Below are 17854 nucleotides of genomic sequence, written 5' to 3'. Positions count from 1 at the left end.
GGAGGGGTCAGCCGACCCGGACGGTCAGGGTGCCGTCGGCATCGGCGCTGACCCGGACCTGCTCCAGGGAGACGGCGTGGGCGGTCGGCCGGTGCGCGGCGGCGCGGGGCCCGATGCCGACGACCGGTATGCCGGCGGCGTGGGCGGCGGTGATCCCGGCTTCGGAGTCCTCGAAGACGATGCAGTCGGCGGGGGCGAAGCCGAGGGCGGCGGCGCCCTTGAGGAAGCCCTCCGGGTCGGGCTTGCTCGCACCGACGGATTCGGCGGTGACCAGGACGGGCGGCAGCGGCAGGTCGGCCGCGCCCATCCGGACCCGGGCGAGGGCCTCGTCGGCGGAGGTGACCAGCGCGTGCGGACGCCCGGCGAGGGCGGCGAGGAAGGCGGCCGCGCCGTCGACGGGGACGACGCCGTCGGTGTCGGCGGTCTCCTCGGCGAGCATCAGCCGGTTCTCCTCGATGTTCTGCTCCATCGGGCGGTCCGGCAGCAGGATGGCCATCGAGAGGTGGCCCTGCCGCCCGTGCACCGTCCGCATCGCGGTGTCCCCGTCCAGCCCGTGCCGCGCCGCCCAGCGGCGCCAGCAGCGTTCGACCACTGCGTCGGAGTTGACCAGGGTGCCGTCCATGTCCAGGAGCAGGGCGCGTGCGGACAGTACGGTGGGGGCGGCCATGGGGTCTCCTCGCGGCGGGGACGTGTTTGTTCATCAATGATACAAAACAGGTCCAGGCCTCGGCGCGGGCCGGCCGCAGGGCGCACCGGCCTCGGCGCGGATCAGCCGAGCAGGTGGGCGTTGACCGCGCGCGCTGCCCCGGCCAGCTCGGGCAGCTCGACCACCTCGACCCCGGCGGCCTCCAGTAGCGCCGTCCCCTGGCAGCCGGTGACGAACAGGTCCGGCTCGCGCCAGGCCACCACCACCCGGGGGACGCCCGCCGCGATGATCAGCTGGGCGCAGGTGCGCGGGCGTGAGGCCCGTTGGCCGCAGGGTTCGAGCGAGCTGTAGATCGTCGCGCCCCGCAGCCTGGCATCCCCGGCGGGGAGCTTGGCGAGGGCGGCCTCCTCCGCGTGGTTGTGCCCGTCGACCTCCCGGCTGTACCCCTCGGCGAGCAGCTCGCCCGCGGCGTCCACCACCACCGCGCCCACCGAGAAGGCGCTCTCGGACGGCGGGCAGAGCCGGGACAGCTCGACGGCCCGGCGCAGGAACTCCAGGTCCCGGGGGTGTTCGACGGTGGGCGAGCGGTCGGCGGTCACGCGGCGGGCTCCTTCGGGGCGTACCTGAGCAGGACGACGTCCTCGCCCACCGTACGTGCCTCCAGCAGCCGCATCCGTCGGCCGGGCCCGCCGGGGAAGTCCGAGGGGTGGACGAAGCGCGGCGCCGCGGCCTGCCCGACCAGCAGCGGGGCGACCGCCAGCTGGAGTTCGTCGGCCAGCCCGAGCGCCAGGAACTGGGTGTGCACGCTGCCGCCGCCCTCGACCATCAGCCTGCGCACCCCGCGCGCCCCGAGGTCGTCCAGCACCTCGCCGAGGTCCACCGTCGCGCCCAGCCCGACGACCTCGGCGAGGTCCTCCACCGCGGGGCGCAGCGTAAGGGCGCCGGCGGTCGTGGTGTACGCCAGCCGCCGGCCGCCGGTGTGCCAGAACCGCAGACCGCGCGCCAGCGAGCCGCTCGCGCTGAGGGTCACCTTGAGCGGGTACTCGGGCTGCCCCGCGGCGACCCGGGCGGCCCGCCGGGCGGGGTCGTTGACCAGCAGCCGGGGGTTGTCGGCGCGCAGCGTGTTGCCGCCGACCAGGATCGCGTCGCACCCGGCCCGCAGCTCGTCGACCCGGTCGAAGTCGGCGGCGTTGGAGAGCAGCAGCCGCTCGGGTGTGGCGTCGTCGAGATGCCCGTCGAGCGACATCGCGGCGCTCAGCAGGACGTACGGGCGCGGGGGTGTCATGGTGGGATCGTCCGATCTTCTGTCGTGTACCGCCCACGGTACGACGTGCGGGGCCGGGCGGAAGGACGGTGTTCGCCCGCAGGCCCGGTGCCGTAGGGCCGGCGTTCGCCCGGTGGGCCCACCCTGGTCCGGACCTCGTACCGCCCGCGCCGTCGAAGGGTCCCGCCCGTGTCCTCCCACCCCCGTCGCCGCCCGCTCGCGCTGGCCGCCGCGCTCGGCCTCGCCGCCGCACTGCCGGCCGTCACCGTGCCCGCGTCCGCCGCGAGTTACGGCACGCCGACCATCACCCTGTCCGCGAGCTACCTCTCCGGCGCCGTCGGCGCCACCGGCGACCCGGTCGTCACCGTGACGGTGGCGCAGAGCGGCGCGGACGCCTCCGCGTTGACGGTCGCGGCCTCCGCCAGCAGCAGGACGTCGGTGGCCAGGACCACCGACGTGAGCGTCACCGGCACCGCGAGCAGTCGCACGCTCGCGGTCACCGCCCGGGGCGTCGGTTACACCGACCTGACGGTGAAGGTGACCGGCCTCGGCGGCAAGAGCGCGACCAAGACGCTGCACTACGCGGCCTCGCCCGCCGTGCAGTTCGCCGCCGACAGCCGCTACCTGACCGGTTCGAGCGACGCCTCGGCCGCCGTGGACGCGGGCGGCGGCTACATCGTGGTGGCGGACGACGAGTCCAACGTGCTGCGGCTCTACGATCGCAACGCCTCCGGCGCGCCGGTGCGCACCTGGGACTTCAGCTCCGCGCTCGGGGTCGCCAAGGAGATCGACATCGAGGGCGCGACCCGGGTCGGCAACACGATCTACTGGACGGGCTCGCTGGGCAACAACAAGGACGGCGAGGTCAAGGCGGACCGCCGGACCGTCTTCACCACCACGGTGACCGGCTCCGGCGCGAGCACCCAGCTCAGCCTCGGCGGCAAGTACACCGGCCTGCGGGACGACCTGATCGCCTGGGACCGGGCAAACGGCGACCACTACGGCTTCGCGGCAGGCGCGGCCGCCGGCCAGGCGCCGAAGCAGATCGACGGCTTCAACGTGGAGGGTCTGGAGTTCGCGCCGGGCAGCACCAGCACCGCGTACGTCGGCTTCCGCGCGCCGTTGGCCCCGGCGGTCCCCGGGGGCGGGGCGCTGTTGGTGCCGGTCACCAACTTCGACCAGCTGCCCGGTGGTTCGGTGCACGCCGCGTTCGGTACGCCGATCGAGCTGGACCTCGGCGGGCTGTCCGTCCGGGACATCCGCCGCGCGGCCGCCGGCCAGTACCTGATCGTGGCCGGCTCCTGGGCCGCCGACGACAACTCCGACCCGTACGCGCTCTACCGCTGGGACGGCCTGCCCGGCTCGGCCCCGGTCAAGCTGCTCGACCTGCCGACCAGCGACGCGGGCGGCTGGGAGACGGTGGTGGACGTGCCTGATCTGACCGCGCCCGGCGCCCGGGTGCAGGTGATCACGGACGACGGCTCCGCCGACCTCTACGGCGACGGTGTCGCGGCCAAGGACCTGACCCACCCGGAGTGGAAGAAGTCCCGTTCGACCTGGTTCACCGTCAACGCGTAGCGTCGGCAGCCGTACCCGGGCCCCGCCGGGCACCGTCCGGCGGGGCTCCGGCACGCCCGGCGCGGCGTCCGGCCGGGTGCGGCGTCCGGCGGGGTGCGGCCTCAGGCCGGGCGGGGCGGCAGCGGGAGGGGCAGGGCGGGCAGGCCGTCGATGCCGGTCGCCACGAACTCCTTGCCCTCGCAGTACGCGGCGAACTCGGGGTCGGTCTTGCGCTCCAGGCAGTCGGAGTGCAGCGTGCGGTCCTCGCGGTACTCCATCAGCGGGACGGCGAAGCCGCAGGAGTCGCTGACCCGCTCCGCGTGCACCGGCACGATCGTCCGCAGGCCGGCCCGTCCACGCCGGGATCGAAGCGGCCCGGCAGCTCGGGGAAGCGCGGGTCGTCGCACTGCACCGCCTCGCCGCGCCCGTGCACCCGCACCACGGTGGGCGGCCCGGTGAAGTCGCACCACATCAGGGTGATCCGGCCGTTCTCGCGCAGATGGGCGATGGTCTCGGCGCGGGAACCGGGTTTCACCGGCGTCTCTCTTTCTGAGACGCACCTTCTCGCTGACTGAGACGAGGAGTAGCGTCGGGACTGTCGCAGAGCCCGGTCGGACCGACGAGGGGAAGAGTCATGACCGAGAATCAGGCCGTCTACACCCATGGCCACCAGGAGCCCGTGCTGCGCTCACACCGCTCCCGTACGGCGGCCACCTCGGCCGCCTACCTGCTGGCCCACGTGCGGGCGGGCCAGGCGCTGCTGGACGTCGGCTGCGGGCCCGGCACCATCACCGCCGACCTGGCCGAACTGGTCGGCCCGGGCGGGCGGGTGGTCGCGGTGGACGCCTCGCCGCAGGTGCTGGAGCAGGCCGCCGAGTACGTCGCCGGCCGCGGGCTGGACAACGTCGTCTTCGAGGTCGCCGACGTCCACGCGGTGCGCTTCGAGGACGGCGAGTTCGACGTGGTGCACGCCCACCAGGTGCTCCAGCACGTCGGCGATCCGGTCGCCGCGCTGCGCGAGATGCGGCGGGTGACTGCGCCCGGCGGGGTGGTCGCGGCCCGGGACGCGGACTACGCCGCGATGACCTGGTACCCGCAGCTGCCCGAGCTGGACCGCTGGCAGGAGCTGTACCGGCGGATCTCCCGGGCCAACGGCGGCGAGCCGGACGCCGGGCGCCGGCTGCTGTCCTGGGCGCGGGCGGCCGGATTCGCGCAGATCGAGTGCTCCTCCTCCACCTGGACGTACGCGACGGCCGAGCAGCGCGCGTGGTGGGGCGGGCTGTGGGCGGACCGGATCCTGGAGTCGGGGATCGCCGGGGCGGCGCTGGCGAAGGGGTTCGCGAGCCGGGCGGAGCTGGAGCGGATCTCGGCGGGCTGGCGGGCCTGGGCGGCGGCGGAGGACGGCTGGTTCGCGGTGCTGCACGGGGAGGTGCTGGCCCGGGGGTGAGCTCGGGTGGAGGTGGGGGCGGGCGGGGTGGTGCCGGGCGAAATCCGTGGGGGAGCCGTGTGCTTGATCGGATAGAGTCGCGCGGCACTCAATCGGATGTCGAACTGATGCCCGCATGTCACGGGCCGGGGGAGCCCACCATGTCGCCAGTCGATCCCGACGCGCCCGCCTCCCCGCCGGAGCCCGCTTTCCTGCCGGAGCCCGCTTTCCTGCCGGAGCCCGCCTCCCCGCCGGAGCCCGCTTTCCTGCCGGAGCCGGCCTCCCCGCCGGAGCCCGCGGCCGTCCCGGAGCCGGCCGACGCGTCCGGGCCGCAGGCCGAGCCGGACGTTGCGCCCCTGCCCGAGCCCTCGCGGGAGCCCGCGTCTGAGCCCGAGCCCGCGTCTGAGCCCGAGCCGGCAGCTGAGCCCGCGCCTGCACCCGGGCCCGAAGCCGGCCCTGAGCCCGCACCCGCACCCGTACCTGCCCCCTTCGACCCGTGGGCGCCGCCCGGTACCGATGCTTACGGGGCGCCCACCCAGGGCACCCCGCAGGCCGCCACCCCGTGGGGTGGTGCCGGCGCCGGGAGCTGGGCCGCGGCGGCCCCGGGTCCGCTCCCGGGGTACCACGGGCCGTACGGCTACCCCGCCCCGCCGGCCACCACCAACCCCTTTGCGATCGCGGCCCTGATCACCGGCCTGCTCTGCACCTGGCCGCTCGCACTGGCCTTCTCGATCACGGCCCTGGTCCAGATCCCCCGGCGCAACCAGCGCGGCACCGGCCTTGCCGTGACCGGCCTGGTGTTCTCCGTCCTCGGCCTGATGGTCTCGCTGTTCGTGATGATCGGGCTGCTGGCGGCCGACACCCTGCCGAGCTCCGCCGCCCATGCCCCGAAGGGTGCCGTCAGGGTGCAGGACCTGAGGGCCGGGGACTGCTTCGACCCGGTTTCCGACCACAGCGGCAGCGGCGAGGCGATGACCGGGGTCCGGCGACTGCCCTGCACGAGCCCGCACCACTACGAGGTGGCGGGCACCGCCACCGTCCCGGGCGGCGGGAACCGCGACTACCCGGGGCAGGCCGTCGTCACCGAGGCGTCACTGACGCTCTGCTCGCCGATCTTCCTGGATTACGTCCTGGACGAGCAGAGCGTGCCGAAGGGCGTCGGCGAGGCCTACTTCTATCCGACCGCGGCGAACTGGCGGACCGGGGACCACACCCTGACCTGCGTGTACCGGGACCGCGAGACCGCCCACGTGGGCTCCGTGCGCACCGACGCCGGTGCGCTGACCCCGACGCAGGTCTCGTACCTGAGGGCGGAGCGCCCGTTCGGCCGGGCCTGGACGCACGGGCCGGAGAAGGAGCTCGCGGACGCACCGCAGGAGTACCGCGCCTGGGCCGGCAGGATGGCCGACGCCGCCGGGGCGGAGGCCGACGCGCTGGGCGGGGCCGCGGATCGCTGGCCGGAGCCGGCGAAGTCCCTGATCGAGCAGTTGCGGGCGGATCGGCGGGCCAACGCCGAGGCCTGGCGGGCGGTGCAGTCCGCGCCCGGCGACGACGCGCTGCGCCAGCGGGCACGCATCGCGTTCGATCAGGTGACCAGGACGGAGGCCGGCGCCCGGGCGATCCGCTCGGCGCTCGGCCTGCCGGCCGGCGGTCAGGCGGCGGACGCCCGCACCTGACCGGACCGGACCCGACCCGACCCGCGACCCACGCGACCCGCCCGACCAGGCCCGACTCACCCGCGACGCCGCGTCGGCAGAGCGCCGACGCGGCCCGGAACGGCGGCCTGCGGAACGCCTAACGCGGTGTTAACCCATCGCGTACGTGCCGGTAGCAGCTCGCACGTAGCCTCGCCGTGGGTGCGGGCCCGGCCCGACCCCCACGCGGGCCGGGGCCGTTACCCTCCCCCAATGGGGACGTACCGAGTCATGCGGCAGGACGACAACGGCAACCGCTACCTGGTTGCCAAGGGCCTCACCCGCGAGGAGGCCGAGCGGCAGGCGGCGCAGTTCGAGGCCCGCGGCCACAAGCAGCTGTACTGGGTGGAGGCCGAGGCCGCATAGGGTCTCGGACATGGAGAACCGGATCGTGGTCGGCGGGGCGCTCATCCACCGGGGCCGGGTGCTGGCCGCTCGCCGCAGCGCACCGCCCGAGGTGGCCGGCCGCTGGGAGTTCCCGGGCGGCAAGGCCGAACCGGGCGAGACGCCGGCGCAGGCGCTGGAGCGCGAGTTGCTGGAGGAGCTCGGCGTGCGGGCCCACGCGCTGGAGGAACTCCCGGGCCGCTGGATCGTCCGGGCCGGTCTCGAACTCCGCTTCTGGGCCGCCGAACTGCTCTCCGGCGACCCCCGACCTCTGCAGGACCACTCCGAGCTGCGCTGGCTCGGGCCGGAGGAGCTCGCGGACGTCGACTGGCTCGACCACGACCGCGATGTCCTGCCCGCCATCGCCCGCCTCCTCGCCACGGCCTGAGCCGGGGCCTGCCCGCCACAGCCTCGGCCACCGCCTCCGGCACCCCGCGACCGTCACGGTGCGTAGCGGACGCGCCCCCGCCCGGCGGCCTCTGCCGCGCGCCCGTAGACCCCTCCCGGGCCGCGCCCCGGCCCAGCCGCTAGGCCAGGTAGGTCAATCGGGAAAGTCGACGCGCCCGCCGGGATAGGCTGGGTTTCTGCTGGGTATGTCACTGTTCGGCAGCATTCGTCACCATCGGTGAGTCGCCCCAGTCGGCGGAACCGATCCTGACCAGAAGCCTTGACCAGAGTTCGGCCACGACATTTCGCACCTCGGCGTCCCGCCGGAGTGCGCAGCCCGAGAGCCGGAGGCCCCGTCGGTGTCGAGTACGGGTAACGGCGGGGGAGAGCGGCGAGCGCAGGCCTCCCCCCGGTGGGGGCAGCGCGCGGCAGCCGCGGGTGCGGGCGCGAGCCGGAGCGGTCGTACATTCGGCCGGGCCGCCGCCCGGGCCCGGCTGCGCCGGGGGGTCAGGCCGGGGCGGCCCACACCGCCGGCCGCCGCCCGGGCCCGCCGCCGCAGCGATGACGGCGAGCCGCCCGCCACACTGCCGATCGTCCTGGGCACGCCGGCCACCGCCGGGATCCGCAGCCGCCCGACCCTGCCGTTCCCCGGCACCGAGGCCCCCGACGCCGACCGGTTCGGCGAGTACAGCCGGGGCAGCCTCTTCGACGTGGTCAAGGTCGCCATCGCGATCCTCGACACGTCCGGGCGCGTGGTGCTCTGGAGCCCCGCCGCCGAGGAGCTGCTCGGCTGGCCGAGCGAGCTGCTGGTGGGCCGGCGGATCGACGAGCTGCTGTACGGCGACGAGCTGGTCGCCCAGGCCCGCGCCGCCATCCAGGAGGCTCTGCGCCAGGGCCGCTGGCAGGGCCTGACCGAGCTGCGCCACCGGGACGGCGAGGGCGTCGTGGTGGAGGCCCGGGTGTCGCTGCTGGTGGACGGTGACGGTACCCCGTTCCTCCAGGCGGCGCTGGCCGAGGCGCGCGCGCTCCAGGCGGTCGAGCACGACCTCGCCGTACGGGACGCGCTGTTCGAGCAGTCCCCGCTGGGCATCGCGATCCTGGACGGCGACCTGCGCTACACGGCGGTCAACCAGACGCTCGCCGACATGAACGGCGTCGCGGCGCAGGACCACGTCGGCCGCACCACCGGCGAGACCCTCCCGGAGCGTGCCGCGGACGAGATCACCGCGATCCAGCGCCAGGTGCTGGCCACCGGCGAGCCCGTCATCGACGTCACGCTGGCCTCGCCGATCACCGCCCGCTCGGGCTTCCGCTCGATCTCCTACAGCCGGCTGACCGACCGGGCCGGCCGGGTGCTCGGCATCTCGGGCACCGTGATGGACGTGACCGAGCGCTACCGCGCCGTCGCCAAGGTCGAGCACGCCCGGCGCCGGCTCTCGCTGCTCAACGAGTTCGGTTCCCGGGTCGGTGACCTGCTGGACGCCTCCCGGATCGCGCAGGAGCTCGCGAGCGCCGTGGTGCCGCGGCTGACCGACCACGCCGCGGTGATCCTGCTCCAGGCCGTCGCCCACGGTGACGACCTGCCCCGGCACGGGCACGACCGCCGGACGTCCCTGCTCCAGCTCGGCACCGCCTCCGTCCAGGACGGCCCCGAGGTCGAGGTGATGCTTCGGCGGGGTGCGCGGATCACCTTCGCCGAGGACTCCGCCTGCGGCCGGGTGCTGCGTACCGGTGTGCCGGAACTGCTGTCCGGCGCGGGAGAGTTGGACGACGTGACCTACCCCGGCGACCCCAAGATGCAGGCGGCGCAGGAGCTGGGCGTGCACTCGATGCTGGTCGTCCCGCTGCGTGCCCGGGGCATCGTGATCGGCCTGCTGCTGGTCAGCCGGGCCGGGTACCGGGAGGGCTTCGACCGGGACGACCTGGCCTTCACCGTCGAGCTCGCCGACCGGGCCGGCAGCTCGCTGGACAACGCCCGCCTCTACGCCCGCGAGCGCACCGCCGCGCTGACCCTCCAGCGCACCCTGCTCCCGCAGCAGGTGCCGCAACCCACCGGCGTCGAGGTCGCCTACCGGTACGTCCCCGGCAGTATCGGCACCGAGGTGGGCGGCGACTGGTTCGACGTCATCCCGCTGCCCGGGGACCGCACGGCACTGGTGGTCGGCGACGTGATGGGCCACGGGCTGCGGGCCGCCGCCACGATGGGCCGGCTGCGGACCGCCGTGCGCACCCTGGCGGGCCTGGACCTGCCGCCGGACGTCCTGCTGCGGCACGTCCACGAGCTGGCCGACGACCTCGCCCAGGGCCCCGACGAGGCCCTGCTGGCGACCTGCATCTACGCGGTGTTCGACCCGACCAGCGCCCGGCTGGTGGTCGCCAAGGCGGGCCACATCCCGCCGGTGCTGATCGTCCCGGCGGGCGGGAGCGAGCAGCAGCCGACCAGGAACGGCGGGCCGCTGCCCGGCGGCGAGGGCCGGGTGCTGGAGCTGCCCTCCGGGGCACCGCTCGGGGTCGGCGGGGTGCCGTTCGAGTCGGTGGAGCTGAAGATCCCCGAGGGCAGCCTGCTGGCGCTCTGCACGGACGGCCTGGTGGAGTCCCGGGACAAGGACCTGGACGTCGGCCTCGGCCGGCTGCTGATGGTGCTCGAACAGCCGTACGGCTCGATCCAGCAGGCGTGCGAAGCCGTCCTGGACACCATGGAGCAGGGCCGCGAGCCCGACGACGTGGCCCTGCTGCTGGCCCGGCTCGGGCACGGCCACGCCGGCACCCCCACGGCCGGCTGGACCCTGCCCGCCGAGCCCACCGCCGTCTCGCGGGCCCGTCGGCTGGTCCGCGCCGCCCTGGCCGAGTGGGGCGTGGAGGAGCTCACCGACGTCGCCGAGCTACTGGTCAGCGAGCTGGTCACCAACTCCGTCCGGTACGCCAGCGCCCCGATCGGGGTCCGGCTGACGCTCGGCGACACGCTGATGGTCGAAGTCTCCGACCCGCTGCCCGACCCGCCGCGCGAGCGGCACGCCGCCGAGGCCGACGAGGGCGGCCGCGGCCTGGAACTGGTGAGACGGATGGCACTCCGCTGGGGCGCCCGCGCCGAAGGAATGGGCAAGGTCGTCTGGTTCGAACAGGCGCTGCCGGGTAATGAGCCCGACGACGAGTGACGCGAGTAGAACGGAACCGCATATGCCGCAGCACGGCCAGGGGGAGTGCGCACACCGACAGGGGGCGCGAGCGTGGCATTGTGGTGGCGCGGGCGACAGGGCAAAAACCTTCGCCCGATCCGATGTTGTGATGTTGAGGGCGTGTGCGCCCACCCCTCGATGATGAATACTCGGTCTTCTCGACATCCGGACGGTCGCGGGTTGGAGGGGTCGGTCCGTTTGAACAGCACCCCGGCGCGGAATGCGCCGAGCAGCAGCGGTCATGCCGCCGTGCCCGGACAGCCCAGCGCTGTGGATCTGCCAAGGCGCGGCGGGCACACCGCCCCGGCCGCCGCCACCCCCGCCCACTCCCGGTGGGGCCAGGGCCAGCCCGGGTCGATCTACGACTACATCCGGGTCGCCACCTTCGCGATCGGCCCCGACGGCCGGATCAGCCAGTGGAGCGACCGCGCCGCCGAGTTCTTCGGCCTGCCGGCCGCCGAGGCCGTCGGCGGTGACCCGATCACCACCTTCGTCCCCCGCGAACTCTGGCAGCGCGGGCGCGCCCGGCTGGAGCGCATCCTGGCCGGCGAGGAGTGGGTCGGCACCGCGCCGTACCGCGACGCCACCGGTACCGAGAGCCTCGCCGAGGTCTACCTGATGCCCGGCAGCGCCCTGCCCGCGGCCGGCGCGACCTGCCTGGCCGTCGACCTCGGGCGGCTGCGCCGGATCGAGACCGACCTCGCCGCCTCCGAGGCCGTCTTCGGCCAGACGCCGACCGGCTTCATCCTGTTCGACAGCAGGCTGCGCCTCCAGCGGGTCAACGACGCCTTCGCCACCGGCGTCGGCCTCGGCACCGCGGACCTGGAGGGCCTGACCGCGCACGACCTCTTCCCGCCCTCGGAGGCCGACCGTCTGGCCGCCGCCCTGCGCAAGGTGCTGGACAGCGGCGAGCCCGTGTTCGACCTGCGGCTGCACGCCACCGGCGTCCCCGCCCGGGACGGTAGCCGCCTGTGGGCCGTCTCGCTCTACCGCCTCGACGGCACCGGCGGACAGCCGATGGGCGTGGCCGGCCAGGTCTCCGACGTCACCAGCCGGCACGTCGCCGAGCGCGAGGCCGACGGCGTCCGGCGCAACCTCGCCCTGCTCAACGAGGCCAGCGCCCACATCGGCTCCACCCTGGACCTGGAGACCACCGCGAAGGAGCTGCTGGACGTCGTCGTCCCGCCGTTCTGCGACGTCGCCACCGTGGACCTCTACACCGCCCTGCTGGCCGGCGAGTCCGCCCCGACGGCCGGGCGGCTCGGTGAGACCGTCCTCTCCGACGGCTGCGGCGAGCTGCGCAGGGTCGCCGTCTCCAGCGTGGTCGGCGGCGCCTCCTCTGTGCTCGGCACGATCACCGGGCTGCCCGCCGCGGAGCCCGGCGGCACCCTCTGCTACCCGCGCCGCTCCCCGCACGCCCGCGCCCTGCGCACCGGCCGCAGCGTCGTCCCCGAGCCCGGGCCCGACCCGCTGCTGCGCTCGACCCTGATCGTCCCGCTGGTCGCGCGCGACCAGGTGCTCGGACTCGTCCAGCTCTCCCGGGCGATCGGCAGCGAGCCGTTCGACGCCCGGGACGTCGCGATCGCCGAGGAGCTGGTCGCCCGCGCAGCGGTCTGTATCGACAACGCCCGGCTCTACCGCCGCGAGCACGAACGTGCCCTGATCCTCCAGCGCAGCCTGCTGCCGCCGGGCAACCCGGCGGCCAGCGGCCTGGAGATCGCCTGCCGCTACCTGCCCAGCAACAACAACACCGAGGTCGGCGGCGACTGGTTCGACGTCATCCCGCTGCCCGGCAACCGCACCGCGCTGGTCATCGGCGACGTGATGGGCCGCGGCCTGCGCGCCGCGGTGGCGATGGGCCAGCTGCGCACCGCCGTGCGCACCCTCGCGATGCTCGACCTCGACCCGGCCGAGGTGCTCACCGCGCTCGACGAGATCGCCCGCGGCCTGGGCGACGACTCCGCGCCCGCCGGCCCGCCCAGCGCCTACGGCCGGCTCTCCTCGCCCGCCGACGAGGAGGCCCGCGAGGTCTACCTCGCCACCTGCGTGTACGCGGTGTTCGACGCCGTCACCCGGCGCTGCTTCTTCGCCAACGCCGGCCACCTGCCGCCGGTGCTGCTCAGCCCGGGCGAGCCCGCCAGGATGCTGGACGTGCCGCCCGGCCTGCCGCTGGGCGTGGGCGGCGAGCCCTTCGAGGAGGTCGAACTGACCCTCCCGGACGGCGCCCTGCTCGGCCTGTACACCGACGGCCTGGTCGAATCCCGTAAGCACCAGCTGGACGAGGGCCTGCGCGCCTTCCGGACGGCGCTCTCCGGCGGGTCCAAGGGCCTGGAGGAGCTCTGCGACCACGTCCTGGGCGAGCTCAACCCGCACCACGGAGAGGACGACATCGCCTTGCTGATGGCCAAGGTGCACGCCTTCCCCGAGGACTCCGTCGGCGACTGGAAGCTGCCGCCCGAGCCGACCTCCGTCGCCAAGGCCAGGGAGCTCGCCTGCAGCTGGCTGCTGACCCGCGGCCTGGACGAGTTGGTCGACACCACCGAGCTGCTGGTCAGCGAGCTGGTCACGAACGCCCTGCGGCACGGCCGCGGCGACATCCGGCTGCGCCTGCTGCGCGACCGGGGCATGGTCTGCGAGGTCTGGGACGACGGCTACGCCCAGCCCCGCCAGCGCCGCGCCCAGGAGACCGACGAGGGCGGGCGCGGCCTCCAGCTGGTCAGCCTGCTGGCCGAGCGCTGGGGCAGCCGCCGCACACCCAAGGGCAAGATCGTCTGGTTCGAGCTGACGCTCTGAGGACGCCGCCGGCCGGTCGCGGCGGCGGTACGGGCGGCCCGGCCGGCGGGCTGTGCGCCATGCGGGTGCTCCGCGCCGCCCGCCGCCGTGTCGCCCGGCCGGGCGGTGCTCCGTCGCGTTGAGTTGGTGACCCCGCCCGGTCTTCGGGTCACCTGACAACCCGACGGAGAGAGCATGCGCGCCCGCCAGCTCACCGCCGCAGCCGTCGCGCTGCTCCTGGCCACCTCCGTGGCCGCCTGCTCGGACGACCCCGCGCCGGCCGGCCCGGCCGTCTCCGACTTCGGTGCGGCGGACCGCAGCGCCGTCCGGGACGGCGGCACCCTGCACTGGGCCGTGGACGCGGTGCCGGCGACGCTCAACGTCTACCAGCCCGAGGCCACCGCCGACTCCGCGCTGCTCGCCCGGGCCCTGTACCCCTCGCTGTTCCGGCCGGACGAGCACGGACGTCCCACCGCCGACCCGGACTACCTGGTCTCCGCCGAGTCCACCCCACCCGGTGGGCAACCACAGGTCGTCACCTACCGGCTCAACCCGAAGGCGCTCTGGAGCGACGGCAAGCCGCTCTCCGCGGCCGACTTCACGGCCCAGCGCACCGCCCTGGCCGGCGCCGACCCGGCGTACCGCAGCGCCCACCCGGCCGGGTACGCGGCGATCGACTCGATCACCCAGGGCGCGGACCCGCACGAGGTCAAGGTCACCTTCAAGCAGCCGTACGCCCAGTGGAAGACGCTGTTCAGCCCGCTCTACCCGGCCGCCGCGACGGGCTCCGCGGACGCCTTCAACCAGCCGCTGGCCGAGCGGTCACAGACCACGGCGGGCCCCTTCGTGCTCGCCGATTACGACCGCGCCGCCGGCCTGGCCGGGCTCACCCGCAACCCCGCCTGGTGGGGCGACGCACCAAAGGTCGACCGGATCGACTTCCTGTCCACGCCGGCGGAGAACCGCCTCGACGCCCTGGACCAGGGCAAGCTCGACATCGCCCCGCTCACCGCCGCCGTCGACCACGCCATCGGCACCCCGCCGGTCACCCCGGTGAGCACCGCGGCGGCCACCCCGACCCGGAGCGCGACCGCGGCCCCGACCGCGTCCACGCCGGCGTCCGGTGCGCCCGCCGCCGCGCCGCCCGACACCGCCGGCGTCGCGCTGGTCGAGGCCTCCACGCTTGCCCTCAAGCGGGCGGAGGCACTGCCGGGCCTCACCCTGCACCGGGCCGCCGCACCCGTCCTGACCGAGCTCACCCTCAACGCGACCCGGGGCCCGCTCACCGACCCGGCCGTCCGCCGGGCCCTCGCCCGCGCCGTCGACCGGCGGCGGATCGCCGGCGCGGCGCTCACCCCGCTGGGCCTCACCGCGACCCCGCTCGGCAACCACCTGCTGGCGGTCGGGCAGGACGGCTACCAGGACAACAGCGCCGCCGTCGGCCGGGCCTCCGCCGGTGAGCTGCTGGACGCCGCGGGCTGGCACGCGGCGGCCGGCGGCACCCGCAGCAAGGACGGCAAGGACCTATCACTCGCGCTCCTGCTCCCGGACTCCTCCGCCACCGCCCGCCGGACCGCGGACGCGCTGGCCGCCAACCTGGCCGAGTCCGGCATCGCCGTCCACGCGCAGCCCGTGCCGGCCGACAAGTTCGTCAGTGACCACCTCGCCGCCGGCGACTACGACCTCGCGCTCTTCTCCTGGCCCGCCAGCATCTCGCCGGCCACGGACGAGCGCGCCGTCTACGCCAAGCCCCAGCCGGGCCCGGACGGCACGACGCAGATCGGCTCCAACTACGCCAGGACCGGCACCGAGGAGATCGACCTGCTCTTCGACCGGGCGGCCGCCGAGCTCGACCCGGTCGCTCAGCAGAAGCTCCTCCAGCAGGCCGACGCCCGGATCTGGGAGCTCGGCCACTCCGTGCCGCTCTACCAGCGCCCCGATCTGGTGGCCGTCCGCACGGGCATCGTGGGGGCCGGCGCGTACGGCTTCGCCTGGCCGCGCTACCAGGACATCGGCTTCCACAACAGCTAGCCGGGCGGCTCTCCGGGGGCGGGTCGGGAGCGGTCCGGACGCGGTCCGGGCGAGGGTCAGGGCGGGGGCCGGGGGCGGGCCGGATGTGATCTTGGTCCCGCCCTGGCCTGCCCGTTTCGGCCCCGCTGGGTGGTTCCACGTACCATAGGAGGAAGCCGTGGCATGTTCTGCCCGGCGGGTGGACCGGTAGTAGCAGGCGGAACGGGCGGCGGCGATCAACAGGGATCGCCGGTCGGCGTCACGCAGCCGGGCGCCGTAACCCACAATTCCGGGAGAATCCGCTCAGCATGCCCACGCGCAATGACATCCGCAACGTTGCCATCGTCGCCCACGTCGACCACGGCAAGACCACTCTGGTCGACGCCATGCTGAAGCAGGCCGGCGCCTTCGCGGCCCACCAGCACCTCGACGACCGCATGATGGACTCCAACGACCTGGAGCGCGAGAAGGGCATCACCATTCTCGCGAAGAACACCGCAGTCAAGTACCACCCCAAGGAGGGTGGCGCCCCGATCACGATCAACATCATCGACACCCCGGGCCACGCCGACTTCGGTGGCGAGGTCGAGCGCGGTCTCTCGATGGTGGACGCGGTCGTCCTGCTGGTCGACGCCTCCGAGGGTCCGCTGCCGCAGACCCGCTTCGTGCTCCGCAAGGCCCTGACCGCCAAGCTGCCGGTCATCCTCTGCATCAACAAGACCGACCGTCCGGACTCCCGGATCGACGAGGTCATCAACGAGACCTACGACCTCTTCCTGGACCTGGACGCCACCGAGGAGCAGATCGAGTTCCCGATCGTCTACGCCTGTGCGCGTGACGGCGTCGCCTCGATGACCAAGCCCGAGGACGGCACCGTCCCGGCCGACAGCGACTCGCTGGAGCCGTTCTTCTCGACCATCCTGGAGCACGTCCCGGCCCCGACCTACGACGAGGACGCCCCGCTCCAGGCCCACGTCACCAACCTGGACGCCGACAACTTCCTCGGCCGTATCGCGCTCTGCCGCGTCGAGCAGGGCGAGCTGCGCAAGGGCCAGCAGGTCGCGTGGATGAAGCGGGACGGCTCGGTCCAGCAGGTCAAGATCACCGAGCTGCTGATGACCGAGGCGCTCACCCGCAAGCCGGCCGAGGTGGCCGGCCCCGGCGACATCTGCGCCGTCGCGGGTATCCCGGACATCATGATCGGCGAGACCCTGGCCGACCTGGAGAACCCGGTCGCGCTTCCGCTGATCACCGTCGACGAGCCGGCCATCTCGATGGTCATCGGCACCAACACCTCGCCGCTGGTCGGCAAGGGCGGCAAGGGCCACAAGGTCACCGCCCGCATGGTGAAGGACCGCCTGGACCGCGAGCTGATCGGTAACGTCTCGCTGCGCGTGCTGCCGACCGAGCGTCCCGACGCCTGGGAGGTCCAGGGCCGTGGTGAGCTCGCGCTCGCCATCCTGGTCGAGACCATGCGCCGCGAGCTCTTCGAGCTGACCGTCGGCAAGCCGCAGGTCGTCACCAAGGTCATCAACGGCAAGGTGCACGAGCCGGTCGAGCGGATGACCATCGACAGCCCCGAGGAGTACCTCGGTGCGATCACCCAGCTGATGGCGACCCGCAAGGGCCGCATGGAGACCATGACGAACCACGGCTCCGGCTGGGTCCGCATGGAGTTCATCGTGCCGTCGCGCGGCCTGATCGGCTTCCGTACCCAGTTCCTGACCGACACCCGCGGCACCGGTATCGCGCACAGCATCTTCGAGGGCCACGAGCCGTGGTTCGGCGAGCTGCGCATGCGCAACAACGGTTCGCTGGTCGCCGACCGCGCGGGCGTCGTGACGCCGTTCGCGATGATGGGCATCCAGGAGCGCGGCACGCTCTTCGTCGAGCCCACCACCGAGGTGTACGAGGGCATGATCGTCGGCGAGAACTCGCGCCAGGACGACATGGACATCAACATCACCAAGGAGAAGAAGCTCACCAACATGCGTGCGGCCTCCTCCGACACCACCGAGAACCTGGTGCCGCCGCGCAAGCTCTCGCTGGAGCAGTCGCTGGAGTTCTGCCGCGAGGACGAGTGCATCGAGGTGACCCCGGAGACCGTGCGTATCCGCAAGGTCGTTCTTGACCAGAAGGAGCGTGGCCGTAGCGCCTCGCGCGCCAAGAAGAACTGACTCTTCGGATAGCGCCGTCCTGCCGTCGCCCCCCTCCCGTTCGGGTGGGGGGCGACGGCATTTCTGTCACGCAACGCGGTCGACGCGCGTATAAACGGAATAGCGCCCAGCAGGGTGAAGTGTCCGCTCAGCGGACGTGACAATCCGTCATTCATGACAACTGTCCGGTTAATACCTGTCTGGCTATGTCTCATATGTCCGATTTCCGAAACGCACCAACCGGTCATGTGACCTAATTGAGATCGACAGTGGGCACTTTCGTGTCCGTGAGTGACGGATAGTGGTGCAGTCAGGCTCGGGTCAAGGGTTAACGCGCAGGGGTGCGCGCCGAAACCTCGAGCGAGGAAGCACCTTCTGGGTC

General features: G+C 73.8%; 10 protein-coding genes and 2 pseudogenes. 9 read left to right on the top strand and 3 right to left on the bottom strand.

Annotated elements, in window-relative coordinates:
* Positions 1–7: 7 nt before the first annotated feature.
* Both ACIBH3_RS01350 and ACIBH3_RS01345 read right to left on the bottom strand, forming a co-directional pair.
* Positions 8–667: an HAD-IA family hydrolase gene (locus ACIBH3_RS01350; RefSeq protein WP_396309762.1), complete on the bottom strand. Its 660-nt coding sequence runs from the start codon at positions 665–667 to the stop codon at positions 8–10.
* A 101-nt stretch (positions 668–768) separates the two neighbouring features.
* Positions 769–1931, bottom strand: a pseudogene (locus ACIBH3_RS01345) (dihydrofolate reductase family protein).
* Positions 1932–2099: 168 nt separating this feature from the next.
* Between ACIBH3_RS01345 and ACIBH3_RS01340 the strand changes: the two are divergent.
* Positions 2100–3488 carry a hypothetical protein gene (locus ACIBH3_RS01340; protein ID WP_396309761.1) on the top strand — a complete coding sequence of 463 codons (1389 nt, stop codon included), beginning with the start codon at positions 2100–2102 and terminating at the stop codon, positions 3486–3488.
* Positions 3489–3589: 101 nt separating this feature from the next.
* On the opposite strand, the pseudogene ACIBH3_RS01335 reads toward ACIBH3_RS01340, so the two are convergent.
* Positions 3590–3993, bottom strand: a pseudogene (locus ACIBH3_RS01335) (pyridoxamine 5'-phosphate oxidase family protein); the annotation flags it as partial.
* Between the two features lie 108 nt (positions 3994–4101).
* Here ACIBH3_RS01335 and ACIBH3_RS01330 point away from each other — a divergent pair.
* From ACIBH3_RS01330 to typA, 8 genes are all read left to right on the top strand, one after another.
* Positions 4102–4914 (top strand): methyltransferase domain-containing protein, encoded by an 813-nt coding sequence (locus ACIBH3_RS01330; RefSeq protein ID WP_396309760.1) that lies wholly within the window; start codon positions 4102–4104, stop codon positions 4912–4914.
* 140 nt (positions 4915–5054) lie between these two features.
* Complete coding sequence (locus tag ACIBH3_RS01325) at positions 5055–6569, top strand: DUF4190 domain-containing protein (RefSeq protein WP_396309759.1); 1515 nt, start codon at positions 5055–5057, stop codon at positions 6567–6569.
* A gap of 231 nt (positions 6570–6800) precedes the next feature.
* The gene (locus tag ACIBH3_RS01320) at positions 6801–6953 is read left to right on the top strand and encodes an SPOR domain-containing protein (protein WP_396309758.1); all 153 of its coding nucleotides are present in this window, start codon (positions 6801–6803) and stop codon (positions 6951–6953) included.
* A gap of 10 nt (positions 6954–6963) precedes the next feature.
* Positions 6964–7359 carry an NUDIX domain-containing protein gene (locus tag ACIBH3_RS01315; protein WP_396309757.1) on the top strand — a complete coding sequence of 132 codons (396 nt, stop codon included), beginning with the start codon at positions 6964–6966 and terminating at the stop codon, positions 7357–7359.
* A gap of 358 nt (positions 7360–7717) precedes the next feature.
* On the top strand, positions 7718–10513 hold the full coding sequence (locus tag ACIBH3_RS01310) for a SpoIIE family protein phosphatase (protein ID WP_396309756.1): 2796 nt from the start codon (positions 7718–7720) through the stop codon (positions 10511–10513).
* 162 nt (positions 10514–10675) lie between these two features.
* The gene (locus ACIBH3_RS01305) at positions 10676–13327 is read left to right on the top strand and encodes a SpoIIE family protein phosphatase (protein ID WP_396309755.1); all 2652 of its coding nucleotides are present in this window, start codon (positions 10676–10678) and stop codon (positions 13325–13327) included.
* A 174-nt stretch (positions 13328–13501) separates the two neighbouring features.
* A complete protein-coding gene (locus ACIBH3_RS01300; protein WP_396309754.1) occupies positions 13502–15337 on the top strand; it encodes an ABC transporter family substrate-binding protein in 1836 nt (611 codons plus the stop codon).
* 287 nt (positions 15338–15624) lie between these two features.
* Positions 15625–17493 carry a translational GTPase TypA gene (typA, locus tag ACIBH3_RS01295; protein WP_396309753.1) on the top strand — a complete coding sequence of 623 codons (1869 nt, stop codon included), beginning with the start codon at positions 15625–15627 and terminating at the stop codon, positions 17491–17493.
* The last annotated feature ends 361 nt before the right edge of the window (positions 17494–17854 follow it).

The organism is Kitasatospora sp. NPDC050543 (assembly GCF_044457565.1).
In the GTDB taxonomy this organism is placed as follows: domain Bacteria; phylum Actinomycetota; class Actinomycetes; order Streptomycetales; family Streptomycetaceae; genus Kitasatospora.
This window is presented reverse-complemented; position numbering and strand designations above follow the sequence as displayed.

Bases quoted from the DNA above. Each gene is read 5' to 3' on its own strand.
- ACIBH3_RS01350 (WP_396309762.1), bottom strand. From the start codon at position 667: ATGGCCGCCCCCACCGTACTGTCCGCACGCGCCCTGCTCCTGGACATG.
- ACIBH3_RS01300 (WP_396309754.1), top strand. From the start codon at position 13,502: ATGCGCGCCCGCCAGCTCACCGCCGCAGCCGTCGCGCTGCTCCTGGCC.
- typA (WP_396309753.1), top strand. From the start codon at position 15,625: ATGCCCACGCGCAATGACATCCGCAACGTTGCCATCGTCGCCCACGTC.
- ACIBH3_RS01305 (WP_396309755.1), top strand. From the start codon at position 10,676: ATGAATACTCGGTCTTCTCGACATCCGGACGGTCGCGGGTTGGAGGGG.
- ACIBH3_RS01315 (WP_396309757.1), top strand. From the start codon at position 6,964: ATGGAGAACCGGATCGTGGTCGGCGGGGCGCTCATCCACCGGGGCCGG.
- ACIBH3_RS01325 (WP_396309759.1), top strand. From the start codon at position 5,055: ATGTCGCCAGTCGATCCCGACGCGCCCGCCTCCCCGCCGGAGCCCGCT.
- ACIBH3_RS01320 (WP_396309758.1), top strand. From the start codon at position 6,801: ATGGGGACGTACCGAGTCATGCGGCAGGACGACAACGGCAACCGCTAC.
- ACIBH3_RS01330 (WP_396309760.1), top strand. From the start codon at position 4,102: ATGACCGAGAATCAGGCCGTCTACACCCATGGCCACCAGGAGCCCGTG.